This is a genomic window from uncultured Paraglaciecola sp., from assembly GCF_963977085.1.
Taxonomy (GTDB): domain Bacteria; phylum Pseudomonadota; class Gammaproteobacteria; order Enterobacterales; family Alteromonadaceae; genus Paraglaciecola.
Window position 1 is genome coordinate 1 of record NZ_CAXBNC010000009.1, and the last position, 18,654, is coordinate 18,654.

An 18,654-nucleotide genomic window follows, 5' to 3' on the forward strand; every position below is an offset into this window, starting at 1 on the left:
TCGAACCCCCAACCATCGGTTTTGGAGACCGCTGTTCTACCAATTGGAACTACACCCCTAAAACTCAGAGCAATTATCGGACATCAAAACCATCATCCAATAATGCAAATTTTAGTTACATCAACCTTGTAGAATCATGGATTTTTCGGGAAAAATTCTGAATCACTAGCAAGGAGGGAGGCGTATTATACTTATTGGCATGGGGGATTCAAGAAGAAAGATTGCAGAAGATCAGTAAGCGCCATACAAACCTCATATTTAACTGTTTAGTTTTCAACTTTGAAGATACATCAGTGTTAACATATCATCATCCTTTAAGGCCGATAGTAGGCTGTTAATAATTAATTCACAGAGTCACTTTTGTTAAATCAATTTATCGCTATCTTTGAAGCACTTAATGTCCTTTTTTGGCAAGATCCCACAGCACAAACTATCGGATTTATTGCATTATTTGTAGGTATCAGTGGGTTCTTGCATAGAGAAGATCAAAAGCTCAAATATTACCTCACTGCGTTCACCTTCTTAATGGCAATACATTTTTTTATGTTGAGTCTTTGGACCGCGGCTCTTTTGGCGCTACTCGGAAGTGCGCGTAATTATGTATCCAGCGTTACGAATAATGTTTGGGTAATGTCGATATTTATAGTGGTGGCTTGGATAATTACTATCCCAAATAGCAGTGAGTGGGTGCAAATTATACCAGTAGTGGGAGTATCGTTTGGTACATGGGCATTGTTTAAAGAAAAAGGCTTACGTATGCGATTTTTTATGTCATTGGGAACCCTTTGTTGGTTAAGCCACAATCACTTAGTCGGTTCAATTGGCGGGGTAATCATTGAAGGATTATTTTTAGTGGTAAATGCTAGAACAATGATCAAATTATTCAAAGAACAACAATCACAAAATCCCCCATTATAGTCTCTTCATATTGACAGCGTGTTTTTTACTGATATAAAACCCTTCCTAATTCTACAGTCTGGAGTTTTTTCTTTGAACAAAAGTATTATCACTAACGCGTTAGCGCTTGCCCTAGTAATTGTTGGTTTTTTCTTGGACAACTTAATCATAAAAACCGTTGGTATGTTTGCAGTGTCTGGCGCCATCACTAATTGGTTAGCGATACATATGCTGTTTGAAAAAGTCCCAGGGTTATATGGCTCTGGTGTCATTCCAGAACGCTTTGAAGATTTTAAGGGCGGTATTCGTACACTAGTAATGGAACAGTTTTTTAGTGAACAAAACATTCAACGTTTTTTGGCTGACAATAAGCAACCTATACAGGTCGACTTTGCACCTATTATTCAAAAAGTGGATTTGGCACCTACATTTGATTCATTACTTGAGGTTATCAAAGCCTCTTCTTTTGGTCAGATGTTAGGCATGTTCGGTGGTGTGGAAGCATTAGAACCTATGCGACAACCTTTTGTAGATAAAATGAGTGCCGCTTTGGGGGATATTACACAGGACCCTAAGTTCACATTGCTACTGCAAGAAGAGTTAACTCAGCCTGATGTACAACAAGATCTTCATGTTAAAATCAGTCAAATTGTTGAACAACGTTTGCAAGAACTTACACCTCAAATGGTGAAAGACATTATCCAAAAAATGATCAGGGAACATTTGGGTTGGTTAGTCGTTTGGGGCGGTGTATTTGGTGGATTGATTGGTCTAGTGGCCGCGTTATTGAGTGCCTAAAAAGGACAGACACTGCTTAGGGTCATAAGCTGTTGCGATTGAGGATGCTCGAAAGTGATATCACTGGCATGCAACATAAGCCGAGGGGCCATTTTTTGGGTTGCTTCAGTGCCATAGAGGTCACAACCTGCAATCGGATGACCAATTGCCTGGCTATGAATACGCAACTGATGAGTTCTTCCGGTCAAAGGGGTAAAAAGCACCTTAGTACGACTCTGCGGTGATAATCTATCAATCACTTGATAGTGACTCTGGGCTGACTTGCCGTGTAGATGACAAATTTTAAGGCGAGGGAATAATAATTTGTCCTTAGCAATGGGTAAATCAATCAGTCCTTCACTGTCGGGGACCTCTCCAGCTAAAATACTCACATAACGTTTAATGACGCTACGTGCTTGAAATTGTTTAGTCAAGTTAGCATTAATTTCTTTGGTTTTGGCTAATAACATTATCCCAGAGGTGCCAAGATCTAATCGATGCGTCAACCTAATTTCAGGGAATTGCTGAGCGAGTCGGTAATGAACGGAGTCTTTATTTAGAGAATTTTTACCTGACAAACTTAGCAAACCACTAGGTTTGTTTATAGCGAGTAACCATTCATCTTCAAACAAAATTTCAATTTGTTCGAGACAAGTAGGCGCTACAAAGTCGTCAATAGGCATAGTTTTCAAACGAGATTCATACACAGAGATTTTGATACACAAAAATGCCCAAATTTGTGGCGATCCAACACATCACTAAACCAATAATTATATCTAACACCACCCAGGTTTTACTGCTTTCAAAAAGCGGTATGAGTTTTTTAGAGGCATACCCTAAGCCAAAAAACCAAACAAATGAAGCCAACACTGAACCTAGCAAAAACCAGCGTTTTTCTTCGCTGTCTAGCGTCCCGCCAATGCCACCAATAATCACTAAGGTATCTAAATAAACGTGAGGATTAAGCAGAGTTATCGCCAAGGTAGTGAAAACTAATTTTGACAAGGATTGTTCTTTACCGCCACTTTGCCCAATATCTAAATGACTATTGCCTTTATAGGCCCGAATAAAAGAATTTAAGCCATACCAATATAAAAATAGCGCACCAATCAGCGCTAAAGTGTTAAGGAAAAATGGCGCTTGTTGTAAAACCGTGCCTACCCCTAAAATACCTAAACTAATTAACAAGGCATCACAGATAAAACATACAGCGCAAGCATAATATACTTTTTGTCCTAACAATCCTTGGCGCAATAGATAAGCATTCTGCGCACCTATAGCTACAATCAAACCACCTGAGATCAATAGCCCTTGTATAAAGATGCTTAGCACTAAATTTTGCTCCTAGACTTATCTAAATACTTGTTGCGCGGCATCTTATTCCACCCCAATAAAACCACCGGTTTGATGTTCCCATAACTTGGCATAAATACCTTGTTTTGCGATTAATTCCCCATGTGTTCCCGATTCAACTATCTTGCCTTGATCAAGCACTAATAACCTGTCCATTTGTGCAATAGTCGACAACCTATGCGCTATAGCCAGAACAGTTTTATTTTCCATGACTTTGTTTAAACAATGTTGGATAGCCGCCTCTACTTCTGAATCCAGTGCAGAGGTAGCTTCATCTAAAATCAATATAGGAGCATCTTTTAACATCACCCGTGCAATGGCAATACGCTGTCGTTGACCACCTGACAGTTTTACACCTCGTTCACCAACATGCGCGTCATAACCTGTTCTACCTTGCATATCAGATAAGGTTTGCACAAATTCATGTGACTCTGCCTGCTTAGCAGCATTGAGCATCTCTTCTTCAGTGGCATCCAAACGACCATATAATATATTATCTCGCACACTGCGATGCAGTAATGACGTGTCTTGGGTCACCATACTTATATTGGCCCGCAAGCTTTCTTGTTGAACCTGACTGATATCTTGCCCGTCTATGGTAATAGTGCCGCTTTGAATATCATAAAAACGTAGCAACAAATTAACTAAAGTAGACTTTCCTGCCCCTGAACGCCCTACTAGTCCCACTTTTTCACCAGGTTTGATTTTGATATCCAAATCTTTAAATACTGTAATGGGAATATCATCAGCCCCTGCATAGCCAAAGTTCACCTTATTAAAATGAATCGCTCCACCTTTCATTTCTAAGGCTTTTGCATGGGGTTTATCTTGCACATCAACAGGCAAAGACAAACTGTTAATGCCATCTTGCACTGTACCGATATTTTCAAAAAGCGAAGACACTTCCCACATCACCCATTGTGACATGCCATTGAGGCGTAAACACAAGCTCACAGTAATGGCAATTTCACCGGGCGTAACCAATTCTAGCATCCACAAATATATCGCCAGTGCTGTAATGCTAAACACCAACAAAGCGTTGCTAAACCACACACAGCCATACAACACAGTAACCAAACGCATCTGAGGATAGACACTTTTCAGAAACCCAAACATGCCCTCTTTGGCATAGTCTGCTTCACGGCTGGTATGGGCAAACAACTTGACTGTGGTGATATTGGTATAACTGTCTACTATGCGGCCCGTCATCATCGAACGTGCATCTGCTTGACGTTGCGACACCCGTTTTAATTTTGGAATAAGAGTACGCAAGATCACTAAATAGACTAAAAACCAAATAATAAGCGGCGCACTTAAGCGCCAATCGGCAGTAATCACCAAAAACAGAATGCTAATAAAATAGACACTGACATAGACTAAAATATCCAGTGTTTTCATCACAGTTTCGCGCACCGACAAGGCTGTTTGCATAACCTTAGTCGCTATACGTCCGGCAAACTCATTTTGGAAAAAACCTAAGCTTTGACCAATCATGTATCTGTGAGCTTGCCAGCGAATTTGCATGGGGAAATTCCCCATCAAACCTTGATGTGACAACAAAGCTTGGGTGATCACTAATACTGGTAAAATAACCAAAACCAGCAACCCCATCCATATGAGACTGCCTAATTCTTGCTGCAGAAACGTATCTCTATCACTGGCCGCTAACCAATCAACCAGTTGTCCAAGAAAGCCAAAAAGTGACACTTCAAGTGCCGCAATAGTGGCAGCCAAAATTGAAACACAAAAAATAACTGGCCACATGCCTTGAGTATAATAACGACAAAACGCAAAAATGGTATCGGGCGGTTGCTTTGGGTGGGCAGCCGGAAACGGGTTAGTTAACCGTTCAAAAAATGAAAACATGGAGAAAATAAACCTTGGAATTGCACAATCCGCTGAAAGTTTCTATTCAACAGACCTTTTCTAAATTAAGTTATTCAGAATACCCTAATTCTTGTAGTTTCGATTCAATTTTTTTCGAATGTTGCGCTTTCCATGCATCTAAATCCATCCCTGCATCCTTATCGGTTCGAGCTTTGGCCAGCTCATAAACCTCAATGAGTTTATTTTTTGGAATAACCGCAACACCGTCTTCATCCGCCACAATATAATCACCAGCATGAACTGTCACTCCACCACAACGAATAGGTTGGTTAAGGGGAAACATTTGTTCTTTGGCTCCCGGTTTAGGCATCAAACCACGAGCAAAAACAGGAAACTGAGCCGCTCGAATTTCACCAATATCGCGAATAGCGCCATCTATTATCATACCAGCTATGCCACGCTGCTGAGCAACTGCACATACGTTACCGCCAGTATTGGCATACTCTGGATCTGCTTCAACCACTATCACATCCCCTGCATTTGCTCGGTATATAGCAGCATGTAAACTTAGATGATCACCCTTACCACATTTCACTGTAAAAGCGGGGCCCGCAATACGTGGCATTTGTGGCCACATTTGATGAATGCAGGGATCAATAAACTGCTCTCTTGGTAACCCTTCTGAATATTCGCAAGGTGACACTTGTAACAACTGTTCGATTGTTGGTTTTGACATCTTGCTAAACTCCTATAAATTTGAATGCAAATAGCACAACCCAATAGATACAAATAGCAATTTGCCCTAAGAAAAAAACAAAACGAATTTGCACAGCCAATACACTAGTCGACAACAAATGCGTAATCGATTGCCCTAAACGAGCTGCCAGCAATACTAAGGCTAGTCCATTAGTGATCGCAGTTGAATGAGTAACTAATGCCAAAAGCATCAAACCGCCAATAAAAGCAAAACTTTCAACGCAGTTTCCTTGAGCGCGAGTCAATCTTTGACCAAAGGCTGGAGAGTCGGACCCATCCGCTTTAAAAGCATTAGGCGCTTTTTGTTTATTAGTCACTAACAAAGTACGATAGATTGCAATCCATAGCAGTAACATCAGAGTCCAAGTGATATAGCCTAAAAGTCCAATAATAGTATCGTTCATCAAATTCTCCACTAATGCTCAGTGATGATAACTTTATATTAATCTGGACGTTATACCAATATCCATTACTCTCGCCCAAGGCTTTAGTGAAGTTGACTCTACCTCATTTTTCCGAGTTTCCGCCTATAGACACTCATGCCACCAAAACAAACCCGCAGAAACCACTACAGAAGTCGCAAATTGAAATGACATATCAACCAGTACTTACTCATCTATAGGAATAATTAACTGAATCTACAGTTATTTATTGTTGTAGATCAAATGTCTTCCTGCCTACAATGGCTAGTATATAACTTATATGAAATGTTCAGGAAACACAGATGAAAATTGAAAATGTTTTGGTCATTGCAGATCAGCAAGACAAGGAACAAAGCGCTCTGGCACATGCGAAGTCATTGGTGAAGCGCACTGGAGCCAAACTACATATTGTGGCCTTTCATTATGAAAATTTAAGTAAGTTAGCAACCAAATTAAACGAAGAACAGCAGTTTGATATTCAGAATAAAATCATTACTTCTGGACAAAAATGGCTAAAAAGTGAAATGACCCAAGTAAACCTACAAGATAAAGCGACAAGTGAAGTGTTATGGGAAAAAGATATTGTAGGATGGATTAAGCAGCATTGTGCCTCGCAATCTTATGATTTAATTATTAAGACTGGTCATCGCAGTGAAGGACTTTTTTATGTACCTACAGATTGGCATTTAATCCGTAACAACCTTGTACCCACTTTACTAGTTGCTGAAAAAAAATGGCGTAAAAAACAATCCATAATGGTATCACTTGATTTAGGTACCCACTCAACGTCAAAACAAGCACTCAATCAAAAACTACTTGATGCGGGGATCAATTTTGCCACTAATGCGAATATGCCTTTACATATTTGTTATAGCTTACCTATCTCATCAGTATTAAAAGATTTAGGAATAATTGACAAAAAGGCTTTAGTGAATGATGCCAAATCGAGATACTTGCCAATCATAGAAACCATGCTAGGTGAATACGATATTCCATTAGCCAATATTCATTTTAAAGCGGGCCCCGCTTCTAAAGTGATCCCAAGTATTGCTTCTAAATACTCTGCAGGGTTGGTCATTATGGGCAGCACCGGACGCAAAGGCATAAAAGCGAAAATAATGGGTAATACTGCCGAAAGTGTTTTAGCATTATTAAAGACTGATATCTTGGTAATACAACCTTAAATAATCGAGAGAACCATTCAGGCCTAAGCAAGGTAGTTTACATTTTAACTTTGCTTTGGCTTAGGTGATCTTCTACCTCGCTGAGTGTCCTAGTTCATTTTTTGCTTTTTTGATTGTCCTATCCCTGACTAACTACATCAGTGTAACTGAAGAGATCAACTACCCAGTCGCGCCCTAGTCCTAGCCTACAGTAATCTTTTCCAAACCAGCTAAGATTGTCGCAATCCATCGGGCTCACTTTGTTTTTAAATAGAGTCTCATTTTGAGCTCATTCCGCTAGGCTCAAAATAGTAAAAAGATAAGGCTATTTTCCATAAGTAAATCCTTTAGGATAGCCTAAGATTTGAATTGCCTACTGGTGACTTAACCTCTATATCATTAGTCGTACAAACGGTGTTTCTACCTGCACGCTTCGCTATATAAAGGGCCTCATCCGCATGAGTGACTATATCTTCTAACTTGTAAGCAGCAGATCTAAAGGCCACACCAAAACTCGCGGTCATATTTAACACTTTATCATCTACAATAAATTCATGATTTGAAATAGCGTGTCTAGACCTTTCAGCGACCTCATAGGCCATTTGAAAGTCTGTTGAAGGTAAAAGAATGACAAACTCTTCGCCACCCCAACGTCCGATTACATCCACATCTCGAAGTTGTGATTTAAGCACTTCAGCAAATTCACACAGAATTAAATCACCTACTGCATGGCCATGGGTATCGTTGACAATTTTAAAATGATCTATATCGACAATAATGGCGCATAAACTTTGCTTGGTTTTTTTAAACTGTTTAAAACGCCACGCAAGGTGCGCTCTATTTGGCAATTGCGTTAAAGGGTCTATTTGATGTTTATTAGCAAACTCAGCTTGGATGTAGGGTATCGCTATCCTAAAAAGTAATAGCGTAAGCAATAATACAAAAATTATATTAAGTGTTTGTATAATAAAGATATTTGTTGTTTCACTTTGCCTTACATGCAATGAGTTAACTAAAAACAGTTTCCAGTTAAGTGCTTTTAGCTCCGCTTTAGCGATGAGTACGTCATCACCTGCTACTTTAACCAGCACATTGTCATTAGGATGCTGACCGGTCTGTTGCTCTGGTGTTAACGCCTTAAACCAAGGCAGTTGTTGTAAGGTTTTAATGCGTTTGCCGTCAGCCAAAAGACTTGTATCAGAAGAAAGCACAATATCATCATTGTGATCGACAAAAACAAAGTCGTAGTCATACTTACTTTTGATCTTTTCAAAAGAAGAAATAAAACTATTTAGTCGCTTACTAACGCCAATAAAGCCTAAAAATTCACCTTGTTCATTGTGAATTTTAATATCGAAATAAATATGGATGTCTTCTCTATTGCCCAGTGCAGCGACTATATTTTGTGCTGAATTTTTAGCTCGAAAATACCATTCTACTTTGTCAGCATTGAGGGGTAACGTTGTACCATTTGAATAGTACTGCACGCGACTCGTTTCGCTCGCCACAAAAAAGTCCATTTCAAATTCGTTAGATAATTGTTCAAGAAGTGCAATCATTTCATTAGCATTAATCACATCCTCATTCATACTTGATTTTAAGGACGATGCGCGAGCTACTGTTTCAGCAGTAAAAAGTGGCTTCAAAATTTCCTGAGTAACTATATCAAAAGCAGGGGTCAAGCTTTTGAGTTCAAGTAAACTTTGATTTCCAACAGATTTTGACAACGATAAAACAGCGCTCAATGCGACTGAAAACACTATAACAATTAAAATGAAATAGAACTTTGTATTGATATATTTTTTCCAGAAAGGCATTAAGGGGCCGTGTGTTGATGAAACAGCTAGCTAAGTTACAGTGATAGATCAACAACAACCATTAGACTTTAGTATCGAAAATACCCAATTAGACGATCTATAAATTAGCCAATACGGAATAGAACACTACTTCAAAACTCTGGTTTTAGCTTAGCTTGACCAAATGGATAATAAACTTACCCATAAAACTCCAACCAGTAACTAAAAGCCGGTAATATACTGATTAAAATAGTTGCAAAAACACCAAACTGACTAGGCAAGATAAGCCAACTTTTCCCAGGGTTAGCAGGGTTGTAGTAAATTTTGACCCTTCCATCAGGGAAAGTCTGCACTTTGGAAAGCTGCTTCTTAAGAACAAACTGAGCGTTGTGACTGGCAATAATAACCCAAGGTGAAATACGTTTACCTTGATAGGTTTTCCCCGCTATTTGATAGGAATACAAAGCGTCAGATCGGTAATCTTGATCAGATAAAATAATGGCTGCCCCAAACTTATCTAGACCAAGATGTTTTAAATGTCCCTTAGTACTTGGCCAACGGCGAATTCGCAACTGGAATAACACTGAATAGCCACCTATTAGAAAAACATAAACCGCAGCCCAAAACCAAATGCCTTGTCTATCTCCTTGTAAGGCTAATTCCCACATTTGTAGAACATGATCAAACATTTGCATTTGTCTCTCACCTCATTAGGCAAAACATCAACAACAGAGCGCTTTGCTACACGGAGGAACATATTATTCAGATTTAACCTTATTTTCCTGTGTGGACTCTTTGGGTCAAATTCTTGTTGTTTTTATCTGTGAAGCTGCCCTTAACTTAGCTTTCTCGCTTTAAACTTACGCCCTTTTAACTTACCTTCATTAAATTGTTTAAGTGCACGTTTAACGCTACGGGTCTTAACCGCCACATAGGTATGAGTCGCTGTCACATTGATTTTACCTATATCATCACCTGCAATATCGGCGTCTTTCGTTAACGCGCCTAGAATATCACCAGGACGAATTTTGCTTTTTTTACCGCCGTCTATACATATAGTCGAATATTCAGGCTGGATTAAACGGTTGGCATGAAAACGCAAGGCCTGGATGCCAGTCCATTTTATTTTCGCCTTTTGATAATCTTCAATCGCATTAGCCCGCGGAATTTCTTTGGCTGTACAAAGTGTTAACGCCAAACCTTTGGAATCAGCTCTACCCGTTCGGCCTATTCGGTGAATATGCACTTCAGGATCTGGGGTGATTTGATAACTGATAACCGCATTTACTTCTTTGATATCTAAGCCCCGTGAAGCAACATCAGTTGCCACCAACACAGATACACTTCGATTTGAAAAGCGGGTTAACACTTCGGTTCTATCACGCTGCTCTAAATCACCATGTAGGGCTAATACAGACACGCCTAATTTGGTGAGTTCGTCCGCCACTTCTTGGCAGGCAATTTTAGTATTGCAAAACACTATGGCTGATTCTGCTTGGTAGTGACTTAACATCGCTGCCACCGCTTTAATACGATGAGGCTCTTCTACTTCAAAAAACAGTTGTTCAATACTGGTGGTTTCGTGAGTGGCCTCAACGCTAACTTCAAGGGGGTCGCGCTGCACGTCTCTACTTATCTGCGCAATAGAATCGGGATAAGTGGCAGAAAAAAGCAAGGTTTGTCTATCTAATGGCACAGCATCAATCACTTTGGCCATTTCTACTTCAAAACCCATATCTAACATACGATCGGCTTCATCAAGCACTAAGGTATTCACTTCACTTAAATCTAGACGACCTCGAAACAAGTGATCCATGATGCGCCCAGGCGTACCCACAATAATATGTGCGCCATGTTCTAGTGAGCCAATTTGAGGACCCAATGGTGTGCCACCGCACAATGTTAATACTTTAATATTATGGATCCCACGGCCTAACTTACGGATTTCCAGTGCCACTTGTTCCGCTAGTTCACGAGTAGGGCACATCACCAACGCTTGCACACGAAATCGCTTCACCTTTAAGTTATGTAATAGTCCCAAACCAAAAGCAGCGGTTTTTCCGCTACCGGTTTTGGCTTTGCCAACTACATCTTTGCCTGCAATGATAGCTGGCAAGCTCATGGCTTGGATGTCAGTCATTTCTGTGAAACCCATGGATTCCAAGTTTTCTAGCAAGGCGTTTTTTAAACCCAGTGAAGCAAATTCTTTATTCAAAACATTCTCTATTTGTTAGGCCGGTCAATCAGCTTTAAAGGCTACTATGACGGTCTTTTTCGATACATTGGTCAAGCGCTTGCAATAACTCTGCTCGTGCTTTTAATTTTGTTTGGTGATGGGCTTGCATATCTAATGTTGTCATAGCCTGTGCAATTGCTTGAACCGTAGGAGCAAATTCTGCTTCGCTAACAACTTTATCTAAAAATCCAGCGGTAACCGCTTCTTTCGGAGAGACCATTTCAGCCAAAATAACTGAACGGTTAAAAAATACAGGTGCCAATCGACCGCGGGCCAATTCTACACCACCATGATGCATAGTCATACCTATTGCGACTTCATTTAAACCAATTTTAAATGCGCCATCGACACCAATGCGGTAATCCGCTGCCAGTAATAAAAATGCCCCTTTCGCTATAGCATGACCGCTACATGCCACCAAAACAGGATAAGGAAACGACAACATACGCCTTGTGAGTGTTGTGCCTTTTTCGACTAAAGCCATGGCTACTGCCATGCTCTCTTTCATGACGTTTAAATCATAACCACCAGAAAACATACCTGATTGGCCGGTTAATACCACAACTGCTTGGGCTTCTTCTGCCTGGTCAAGTGCTTGATTAAGTTCGTCTATCACTTGATGTGAAATAGCGTTCACTTTGCCATTTTGCATTGTAATAGTGGCTACTTGGTTTTCAATTTGACAGCTGACGAGTTCGCTCATATTGATTCTCTTAATAAAATAATGAAGACACTATTTATCTTTCATAAACAGGGGTAAGGGCAAGTTATAAATATGCATGACAAACTATTAATCAAACTTACTCGATTATGACCTTAGACAGAATACTTGCCTCAATATTGGACTGAATGATCGCGCTCAATTCACCGGAGCTTTTAATTTTGGCTATTACCTGATTAATTTGAGTCATTTTGTGTTGCCATTTTTGACTGAATACAAAAGATAACTTCACTTCTTCAATAGGGTATTCTGAGCGCCACACTTTACGCTTTATACCTAACCTATTTATCATCCATGAGGCTCTTAGTTCGCTCATGTAAAGTAAATCACAACGATCTTTTTGGAATAATTTAACCGGTGATACTTGAGTAGACACTCTAACTGCTTGGGCTGCACCACTTTCAAAAAAAGGCTTTAATTTAGGATAGTGATAGTCTTGACGGATACAGACTGCCTTATCTTTCAACCAGCTTAATGGAGCATCGCTTTCATCAAAAGGTGAAAAACCATACAAAAACTCACGATGATGCATAATTGGATCAGAAAATAACAGCCCCTCCTGTGTCCCAACCCATTCTGGAGATAACCAAGTCATATCAGCCCGCCCCTCTTTTACTGACTTTTCTAAATCTTTTCTTGGTGTAGGCAAAAAAACTAAATCAAGCGCTAGCTCACGACTTAGGGCTTGCGATAGGTTAGGTAAAACCCCAACATAGTCAGAATTATCATCGATATAAATATAGGGTGGTTCTTGAATATGGATAACGGCCAAGCGCAGCTTTTTATTTAGAGTACCCATTTCATTTGCCCAAACAGGGTTAATAACTGCTGCCACCCAGCAGAAAAAAATGAATCTAGTCAAGCTTCGCAAATGTAATAAAAACAAATTTATATCACCATAAAGAGTGTATTGAAAATGGCGCAGCGGTTAGCTTACGCTATCTTCCAATTGACTGTTTGCCCTGCAAAAAATGGCACAATGGCTTCACCGTTAGGCAAAGTAACAAAATCTGGTACAGTCCAACTTTGCTTGACCAAGGTCAAAGTGCTGGAGTTACGAGGCAAACCATAAAAATCGGCACCATGGAAACTAGAAAATCCTTCTAATTTGTCCAAAACGCCTAGTTCGTCAAAAACCTGAGTATAGAGTTCCAAAGCGCTCCACGCACTATAACAACCAGCACAACCACAAGCGTTTTCTTTGGCATGTTTAGCATGAGGTGCTGAATCTGTGCCTAAGAAAAATTGTTTTGAACCACTGGCTACCACTTTTCGCAGGGCTTGTTGGTGGGTGCCGCGCTTTAATACGGGTAAACAATAGTTGTGTGGTTTAACACCACCTACCAGCAAATCATTACGATTTAACAATAAATGTTGCGGGGTAATTGTGGCAGCAACATTACTGGCGCTACCCAGAACAAAATCAGCCGCATCACTAGTTGTAATATGCTCAAACACCACTTTCAATTCGGGGAAGGCTTGCACAATTTTAGCCATATATTGATCAATAAATACTTTTTCACGATCAAAAATATCCACATGGTTTTCTGTGACTTCACCGTGCACCAATAACAACAAACCTTGCTTTTGCATTTCTTCAAACACAGGGTACAAAGCTTCTATTCCGCTTACTGCTTGCGCCGAATTGGTAGTAGCCCCAGCAGGATACAATTTGGCAGCAACCACTCCAGCTTGTTTTGCATCAATAATATCTTGGGTTGATGTTTGATTAGTTAGATACAATGTCATCAAAGGCTGAAAATTGCTGCCTTGTGGGCGGGCCGCTAAAATGCGCCCTTTATACTCATTGGCTAACTTAGCATTAACCACTGGAGGCACTAGATTAGGCATTACAATTGCCCTAGCAAAACACCTAGCAGTAGCAGGTACGGTTTCGCCGAGCATATCTGCATCTCTAAAATGTAAATGCCAATCGTCTGGTGTAGTGATAGTAATCTGTTGCATCTTTGTCCCGCTGGAATATTCAATAAAAAACCAATTAAATTAAGTCTCTATTATGCCTCAAATTACCATTCAAAAACTAAGACTCTAGAAACATTTGTTAGGATGCCAATAAAATACGCCACCTCGAACAAGAAGTTGCTGAATTTTTTGATAAATTAACGCACTATTAGCGACCTAAATTATTCATCTATTTTGTGGAATTGTTTTATGCCTGCAGCCATCAGCCTGCTAAATGTTATCCCTGATGATAAAAAGAACATTTTTACAAAAATCATCTTCAAATTATTAGACCGAATTCTTGCTATCAACAAGTTAGATGGTTTATATCGCGAAAACAAGCTGCACGGTTTAGACAAGACAAGTTTCGCGAAAAGCCTTTTAGAAGGGCTTAATATTCAATTGTTAGGCCTTAAAGAGTTACAAGCTAAAATCCCTAAAACGGGTCCAGTGGTTATCGCCAGCAATCATCCTTTTGGCGGTATCGAAGGGGTATTTTTAGCCTGGGCAATCGAACAAGTGCGCCCCGATATCAAAGTAATGGCCAACCAAGGGTTGAAGATATTTCCCGAGCTTGAAGACTATTTTATTTTTACCAACCCACTGTCGGAAGGTGATCCGAAAAATGCCCCCTCCATCCGTACCTGCTTAAAACATGTAAAAACCGGTGGAGCCTTACTTATTTTCCCCGCAGGACGCGTCAGCTATTTTCATAAAGACACACAGCGGATTGCTGACCATAGTTGGAATAGGTTGATTGCCAGCATCGCCAATCGCGCAAACGCCCACTATTTGCCAATATTTGTGAGTGGCTTAAATAGTCCTTTGTTTTATCGTTTAGGCCGAATTTATTTTAGATTCCGTATCTTGATGTTACCCCGTGAACTGGTTAACAAACGCAACGCCAAAATAACTGTAACTGCAGGTGAAGCGATTGCCATTAAACACTATGCAAAGGGCATAGATACAGGCAAACAAACTGAATTGTTTAGAGCACAAAGTTATTTGCTTGACCCCCTTTGGCAAAAGCCGTGGCCAGCGGATCCTGTCACAGAATTACAACCACTTGTAGCGGAAGTCAGTGGTGACACCATTTTACAAGAAGTGCAGCAACTCCCAGATGAACAGCACTTACTCGATCATAAAGGATTGTCAGTGTATTTTGGTTACCAATCTCAATTACCTAATACGGTAAAAGAAATCGCACGACTGCGAGAATTGGTATTTCGTGAACATAACGAGGGCAGCGGAGAACCGCTAGACACAGATCACTTCGACGCCACCTATACTCACTTATTTGTAATGAAAACACACTCAGGGCAAATAATCGGCGCCTACCGCATGGGACAAACCGACAAATTATTAGCCGATGGTAATTTAGAAAACCTGTATTTACACCGCATGTTTAATTTTGGTCCTGACTTTGTAAACCGAAATCAACCTTGCTTAGAAATGGGGCGTTCTTTTTTAATCCCAGAATACCAACGAAGCTTTCAAGGTTTGTTTTTGTTGTGGCGTGGTATTGGCGCCTTTGTTTGCCTCTATCCACATTACCGTACACTGTATGGCACTGTATCTATTAGCAAATTATATGATGTGCGCAGTGCTGCCATTATCCAACAGGCTATGGTGACTGCCACAAATAAAGTGGAACCAAGAGCCCCCTTTGAGCACAAATTACATCCTGAAGTACAAGATTTTGCTAGACAACATGGACTAAAAGAACATGTCACCGCCCTGCTTCAGGGTATAGAGCCAGACGGTAAAGACGTGCCTATTCTACTCAAACATTACAATAAACTAGGCGCAGTTTTTCATTGTTTGGGGATAGATAAAAACTTTAACGATACCCCTGGGCTTTTGCTTAGTGTGGATTTACCTGAGGCCCCTGAGAAATTATTGAAGTTGTATTTAGGCGAAAGTTGGCAGGAATATAAAAAAACTAAAAGCAGTAAATAAAAACGAGTTAAGAGTGCAAAAAACATAACCCATAGATGAAAGTATCACTACATACAAAGAGCGCCGAAATCACCGAAAAAAAACAAGAGAGCCTTACCGCAATACTATTAAGGGCACGTCACAGCGCTCCAACATTTTAATGGTATTGCTGCCCACAAAAAACTGCCGTAGTTTGGAGTGAGCAAACGCGCCCATTACCACCAAGCCCACATCATTAGTTGTTTTGTACTCCATTAAAGATTGGTGAATATCCCCCTCTATAAAAGAAACGGTAACTGCAAACCCTTCGCTTTGCATACGCGTTTTAGCGGCATCAAGCTTATCTTTTAGATTACTCTCATTGTTCTTTACTGACACCAAATGACAATCTAATCCATGCAACAAACCACCATCAATGACTTTTTGCAGTGCTTTATCAGCAGTGGCCCTTCCGTCATAAGCCACCATAAAAGATGTAGGTTGTTTAAATCCTGCTGGGACTATAAGGACCGGCTGACTGGCTTTGCGCAGTAAGGTTTCAATATGCGAGCCAAGAACATTGAAATTACCGTCATGGCCTTCGCCACTCCTGCCAATTACAATCAGACGAGTCTGCTCATAAAGGTCGGCAGTGGCATCAACAATATCACCATGACGTTGCAACATATCTACATTTTTGATGCCCGCGGCTTCTGCTTTTTTAGCGGCGTTACTTAGTAATGCTTTGCCTAATTGCAACGCCACTTTGCCTCGCTGTTCATCTAACTTAGTCATCTCTTCAAGCAGCGCAGAACGAGCCCCGAGTCCAATGGTGCCTGTATAATCATCAGCGCCGTGCTGTTGCTGTTTTTCCAATGTATGTAATAGGCATATTGGCTTATCCAGTTTTTTCGAAGCCCAGATTGCCGCGTCAGTAACGGCGGCCGTGATTGCTGAACCATCCACACAGGTTATTATTTTTCTCATTATTTTTCCTTAGTGTCCGCCTAACAATTTATCGACTTCTTTAGGATCATTATGCACCCCAAATTTGTCGACCACTGTTGCTGTGGCATCATTCATACCTATGATATTCACTGTTGCACCTTCCCGCCTGAATTTGATCACCACTTTATCTAAGGATGACACCGCAGTAATATCCCAAAAGTGTGCGTGAGTAAGGTCAATAACCACATTTTCAGCGGCTTCTTTAAAGTCAAAAGCGTTAACAAATTGCTCTGAAGATGCGAAGAATATCTGCCCAATGACTTCATAGGTTCTGGTATTTTCTGATTTGGAAAAATCCGCTTTGACCACCATAAAACGCCCAATTTTATTAGCAAAAAACAAAGTTGCTAGCAGAACCCCTATAAGCACCCCCATGGCAAGGTTGTGCGTGGCCACAACCACTATGACAGTGGCTATCATCACTATACTTGAAGAAATGGGGTTTTTACGTAAGTCTCTAATTGAAGACCAAGAAAACGTCCCGATCGACACCATTATCATGACGGCTACCAGTGCCGCCATTGGAATAAGACGTAACCACTCATCAAGGAACACTACCATCACCAGTAAAAATGCGCCTGCCACAAAAGTAGAAAGGCGACCTCGGCCACCGGATTTTACGTTGATAATAGATTGACCAATCATGGCGCACCCAGCCATTCCCCCCAACAAGCCCGCGCCAATATTGGCAATTCCTTGACCTTTACATTCTTTATTACGATCACTCGAGGTATCCGTCAAGTCATCAACAATAGTGGCGGTCATCATGGATTCAAGCAGTCCCACAACGGCTAAGCCTATTGAGTAAGGTAGGATAATAGTAAGAGTTTCTAAATTTAGCGGTACATCCGGCCATAAAAATATCGGTAAAGTATCAGGTAATTCTCCCATATCCCCCACAGTGCGAATGTCTAACCCCATTAAAACCGCCACAATTGTCATGGATACTATACATACCAAAGGCGATGGCACAGTTTTACCAATAACAGGTAAGTATGGAAACAAATAAATAATCCCCAGGCCAGCCGCTGTCATGGCATATACATGCCATGACACATCAGTCAGCTCTGGCAATTGCGCCATAAAAATAAGAATAGCGAGAGCATTGACGAAACCTGTGACTACAGAGCGCGACACAAACCGCATCAACTCCCCGAGTTTGAGATAACCAGCGAAAATTTGCAGGACACCAGTCAACAGTGTTGCCGCCAAAAGATACTCCAGTCCATGGTCTTTAACTAAAGTCACCATCAAAAGTGCCATGGCACCAGTAGCAGCAGAAATCATCCCAGGACGCCCCCCAACAAATGCGATGATAACTGCAATGCAAAATGACGCGTACAGACCAACTTTTGGATCAACACCAGCAATAATAGAAAAGGCGATGGCCTCAGGAATCAGAGCCAATGCCACTACAACGCCGGCAAGCACATCACCACGAATATTCGAGAACCAATCTCTGTGAAAATGTTCAAACATGTCATCAACCTAATTATGTTCATAACTCCCCAGAGGGGAATCATTTCGCAATTAATGCGAAAAATTTAACGGGAAAATAAAATCACACCTTAGTAGGCATGGTAATAAGGGGAGCTAATTCACGAGTGCAATGCTCAATTGTCAGATTCAATGATAAATTATTTGCTTAGATCTTATACAAACAGTAATTTTAATACAACGCCTTAGGCTAACAGTGAATCGCGTTATCCTAGCTAACAATCAAAGTGTTGAGCACTCACTCCTGCAAAGTCAGCGATGACTTATAATGTCCCATGGCGTTGCAGCATGAGTGCAAACGTTCGCAAACACGAGTAGTATT

At 40.6% G+C, this 18,654-nt stretch carries 17 protein-coding genes; 4 read left to right on the forward strand and 13 right to left on the reverse strand.

What is annotated here, in order from left to right; genetic code table 11:
* Positions 1–360 precede the first annotated feature (360 nt).
* Together AAC000_RS12035 and AAC000_RS12040 are read left to right on the forward strand one after the other, a co-directional pair.
* Positions 361–918, forward strand: a complete 558-nt coding sequence (locus AAC000_RS12035; protein ID WP_339723008.1) for a YgjV family protein — start codon at positions 361–363, stop codon at positions 916–918.
* A gap of 72 nt (positions 919–990) precedes the next feature.
* Positions 991–1,695, forward strand: coding sequence for a DUF445 domain-containing protein (locus AAC000_RS12040; RefSeq protein WP_339723009.1), 705 nt, complete (start codon positions 991–993; stop codon positions 1,693–1,695).
* Here the strand turns inward: AAC000_RS12040 and AAC000_RS12045 are convergent.
* The 5 genes from AAC000_RS12045 to AAC000_RS12065 form a co-directional block, all read right to left on the reverse strand.
* A complete protein-coding gene (locus AAC000_RS12045; protein WP_339723184.1) occupies positions 1,692–2,357 on the reverse strand; it encodes an RluA family pseudouridine synthase in 666 nt (221 codons plus the stop codon). The genes AAC000_RS12040 and AAC000_RS12045 overlap by 4 nt on opposite strands.
* Positions 2,358–2,373: 16 nt before the next feature.
* Positions 2,374–3,006 carry a LysE/ArgO family amino acid transporter gene (locus tag AAC000_RS12050; protein WP_339723011.1) on the reverse strand — a complete coding sequence of 211 codons (633 nt, stop codon included), beginning with the start codon at positions 3,004–3,006 and terminating at the stop codon, positions 2,374–2,376.
* A gap of 45 nt (positions 3,007–3,051) precedes the next feature.
* Positions 3,052–4,893, reverse strand: coding sequence for an ABC transporter ATP-binding protein (locus AAC000_RS12055; protein WP_339723013.1), 1,842 nt, complete (start codon positions 4,891–4,893; stop codon positions 3,052–3,054).
* 70 nt (positions 4,894–4,963) lie between these two features.
* A complete protein-coding gene (locus AAC000_RS12060; RefSeq protein ID WP_339723015.1) occupies positions 4,964–5,590 on the reverse strand; it encodes an RraA family protein in 627 nt (208 codons plus the stop codon).
* 4 nt (positions 5,591–5,594) lie between these two features.
* Positions 5,595–6,014 carry an MAPEG family protein gene (locus AAC000_RS12065; RefSeq protein ID WP_339723016.1) on the reverse strand — a complete coding sequence of 140 codons (420 nt, stop codon included), beginning with the start codon at positions 6,012–6,014 and terminating at the stop codon, positions 5,595–5,597.
* 320 nt (positions 6,015–6,334) lie between these two features.
* Here AAC000_RS12065 and AAC000_RS12070 point away from each other — a divergent pair, with 320 nt between their 5' ends.
* Complete coding sequence (locus AAC000_RS12070; RefSeq protein WP_339723018.1) at positions 6,335–7,216, forward strand: universal stress protein; 882 nt, start codon at positions 6,335–6,337, stop codon at positions 7,214–7,216.
* Between the two features lie 326 nt (positions 7,217–7,542).
* On the opposite strand, the gene AAC000_RS12075 is transcribed toward AAC000_RS12070, so the two are convergent.
* The 6 genes from AAC000_RS12075 to pyrC form a co-directional block, all read right to left on the reverse strand.
* Entirely contained in the window at positions 7,543–9,012 is a 1,470-nt protein-coding gene (locus tag AAC000_RS12075; RefSeq protein WP_339723020.1) for a sensor domain-containing diguanylate cyclase, read from the reverse strand.
* A gap of 176 nt (positions 9,013–9,188) precedes the next feature.
* Positions 9,189–9,686 carry a DUF3592 domain-containing protein gene (locus tag AAC000_RS12080; RefSeq protein ID WP_339723022.1) on the reverse strand — a complete coding sequence of 166 codons (498 nt, stop codon included), beginning with the start codon at positions 9,684–9,686 and terminating at the stop codon, positions 9,189–9,191.
* Positions 9,687–9,826: 140 nt separating this feature from the next.
* Positions 9,827–11,206, reverse strand: a complete 1,380-nt coding sequence (gene dbpA / locus AAC000_RS12085; RefSeq protein WP_339723023.1) for an ATP-dependent RNA helicase DbpA — start codon at positions 11,204–11,206, stop codon at positions 9,827–9,829.
* A 34-nt stretch (positions 11,207–11,240) separates the two neighbouring features.
* The gene (locus AAC000_RS12090) at positions 11,241–11,930 is read right to left on the reverse strand and encodes a crotonase/enoyl-CoA hydratase family protein (RefSeq protein WP_339723025.1); all 690 of its coding nucleotides are present in this window, start codon (positions 11,928–11,930) and stop codon (positions 11,241–11,243) included.
* A gap of 97 nt (positions 11,931–12,027) precedes the next feature.
* The gene (locus AAC000_RS12095) at positions 12,028–12,747 is read right to left on the reverse strand and encodes a transporter substrate-binding domain-containing protein (protein WP_339723026.1); all 720 of its coding nucleotides are present in this window, start codon (positions 12,745–12,747) and stop codon (positions 12,028–12,030) included.
* Between the two features lie 134 nt (positions 12,748–12,881).
* On the reverse strand, positions 12,882–13,913 hold the full coding sequence (gene pyrC, locus AAC000_RS12100) for a dihydroorotase (protein ID WP_339723027.1): 1,032 nt from the start codon (positions 13,911–13,913) through the stop codon (positions 12,882–12,884).
* Positions 13,914–14,120: 207 nt separating this feature from the next.
* Here pyrC and AAC000_RS12105 point away from each other — a divergent pair, with 207 nt between their 5' ends.
* The gene (locus AAC000_RS12105; RefSeq protein ID WP_339723028.1) at positions 14,121–15,869 is read left to right on the forward strand and encodes a lysophospholipid acyltransferase family protein; all 1,749 of its coding nucleotides are present in this window, start codon (positions 14,121–14,123) and stop codon (positions 15,867–15,869) included.
* A gap of 93 nt (positions 15,870–15,962) precedes the next feature.
* Here the strand turns inward: AAC000_RS12105 and AAC000_RS12110 are convergent, their stop codons facing one another.
* Together AAC000_RS12110 and AAC000_RS12115 are read right to left on the reverse strand one after the other, a co-directional pair.
* Entirely contained in the window at positions 15,963–16,814 is an 852-nt protein-coding gene (locus AAC000_RS12110) for a universal stress protein (protein ID WP_339723030.1), read from the reverse strand.
* A 9-nt stretch (positions 16,815–16,823) separates the two neighbouring features.
* On the reverse strand, positions 16,824–18,314 hold the full coding sequence (locus AAC000_RS12115) for a SulP family inorganic anion transporter (RefSeq protein ID WP_339723032.1): 1,491 nt from the start codon (positions 18,312–18,314) through the stop codon (positions 16,824–16,826).
* Positions 18,315–18,654: the final 340 nt, after the last annotated feature.

Bases quoted from the DNA above. Each gene is read 5' to 3' on its own strand.
- AAC000_RS12045 (WP_339723184.1), bottom strand. From the start codon at position 2,357: ATGCCTATTGACGACTTTGTAGCGCCTACTTGTCTCGAACAAATTGAA.
- AAC000_RS12055 (WP_339723013.1), bottom strand. From the start codon at position 4,893: ATGTTTTCATTTTTTGAACGGTTAACTAACCCGTTTCCGGCTGCCCAC.
- AAC000_RS12060 (WP_339723015.1), bottom strand. From the start codon at position 5,590: ATGTCAAAACCAACAATCGAACAGTTGTTACAAGTGTCACCTTGCGAA.
- AAC000_RS12065 (WP_339723016.1), bottom strand. From the start codon at position 6,014: ATGAACGATACTATTATTGGACTTTTAGGCTATATCACTTGGACTCTG.
- AAC000_RS12070 (WP_339723018.1), top strand. From the start codon at position 6,335: ATGAAAATTGAAAATGTTTTGGTCATTGCAGATCAGCAAGACAAGGAA.
- AAC000_RS12075 (WP_339723020.1), bottom strand. From the start codon at position 9,012: ATGCCTTTCTGGAAAAAATATATCAATACAAAGTTCTATTTCATTTTA.
- AAC000_RS12080 (WP_339723022.1), bottom strand. From the start codon at position 9,686: ATGCAAATGTTTGATCATGTTCTACAAATGTGGGAATTAGCCTTACAA.
- AAC000_RS12090 (WP_339723025.1), bottom strand. From the start codon at position 11,930: ATGAGCGAACTCGTCAGCTGTCAAATTGAAAACCAAGTAGCCACTATT.
- AAC000_RS12095 (WP_339723026.1), bottom strand. From the start codon at position 12,747: ATGGGTACTCTAAATAAAAAGCTGCGCTTGGCCGTTATCCATATTCAA.
- pyrC (WP_339723027.1), bottom strand. From the start codon at position 13,913: ATGCAACAGATTACTATCACTACACCAGACGATTGGCATTTACATTTT.
- AAC000_RS12105 (WP_339723028.1), top strand. From the start codon at position 14,121: ATGCCTGCAGCCATCAGCCTGCTAAATGTTATCCCTGATGATAAAAAG.
- AAC000_RS12110 (WP_339723030.1), bottom strand. From the start codon at position 16,814: ATGAGAAAAATAATAACCTGTGTGGATGGTTCAGCAATCACGGCCGCC.
- AAC000_RS12115 (WP_339723032.1), bottom strand. From the start codon at position 18,314: ATGTTTGAACATTTTCACAGAGATTGGTTCTCGAATATTCGTGGTGAT.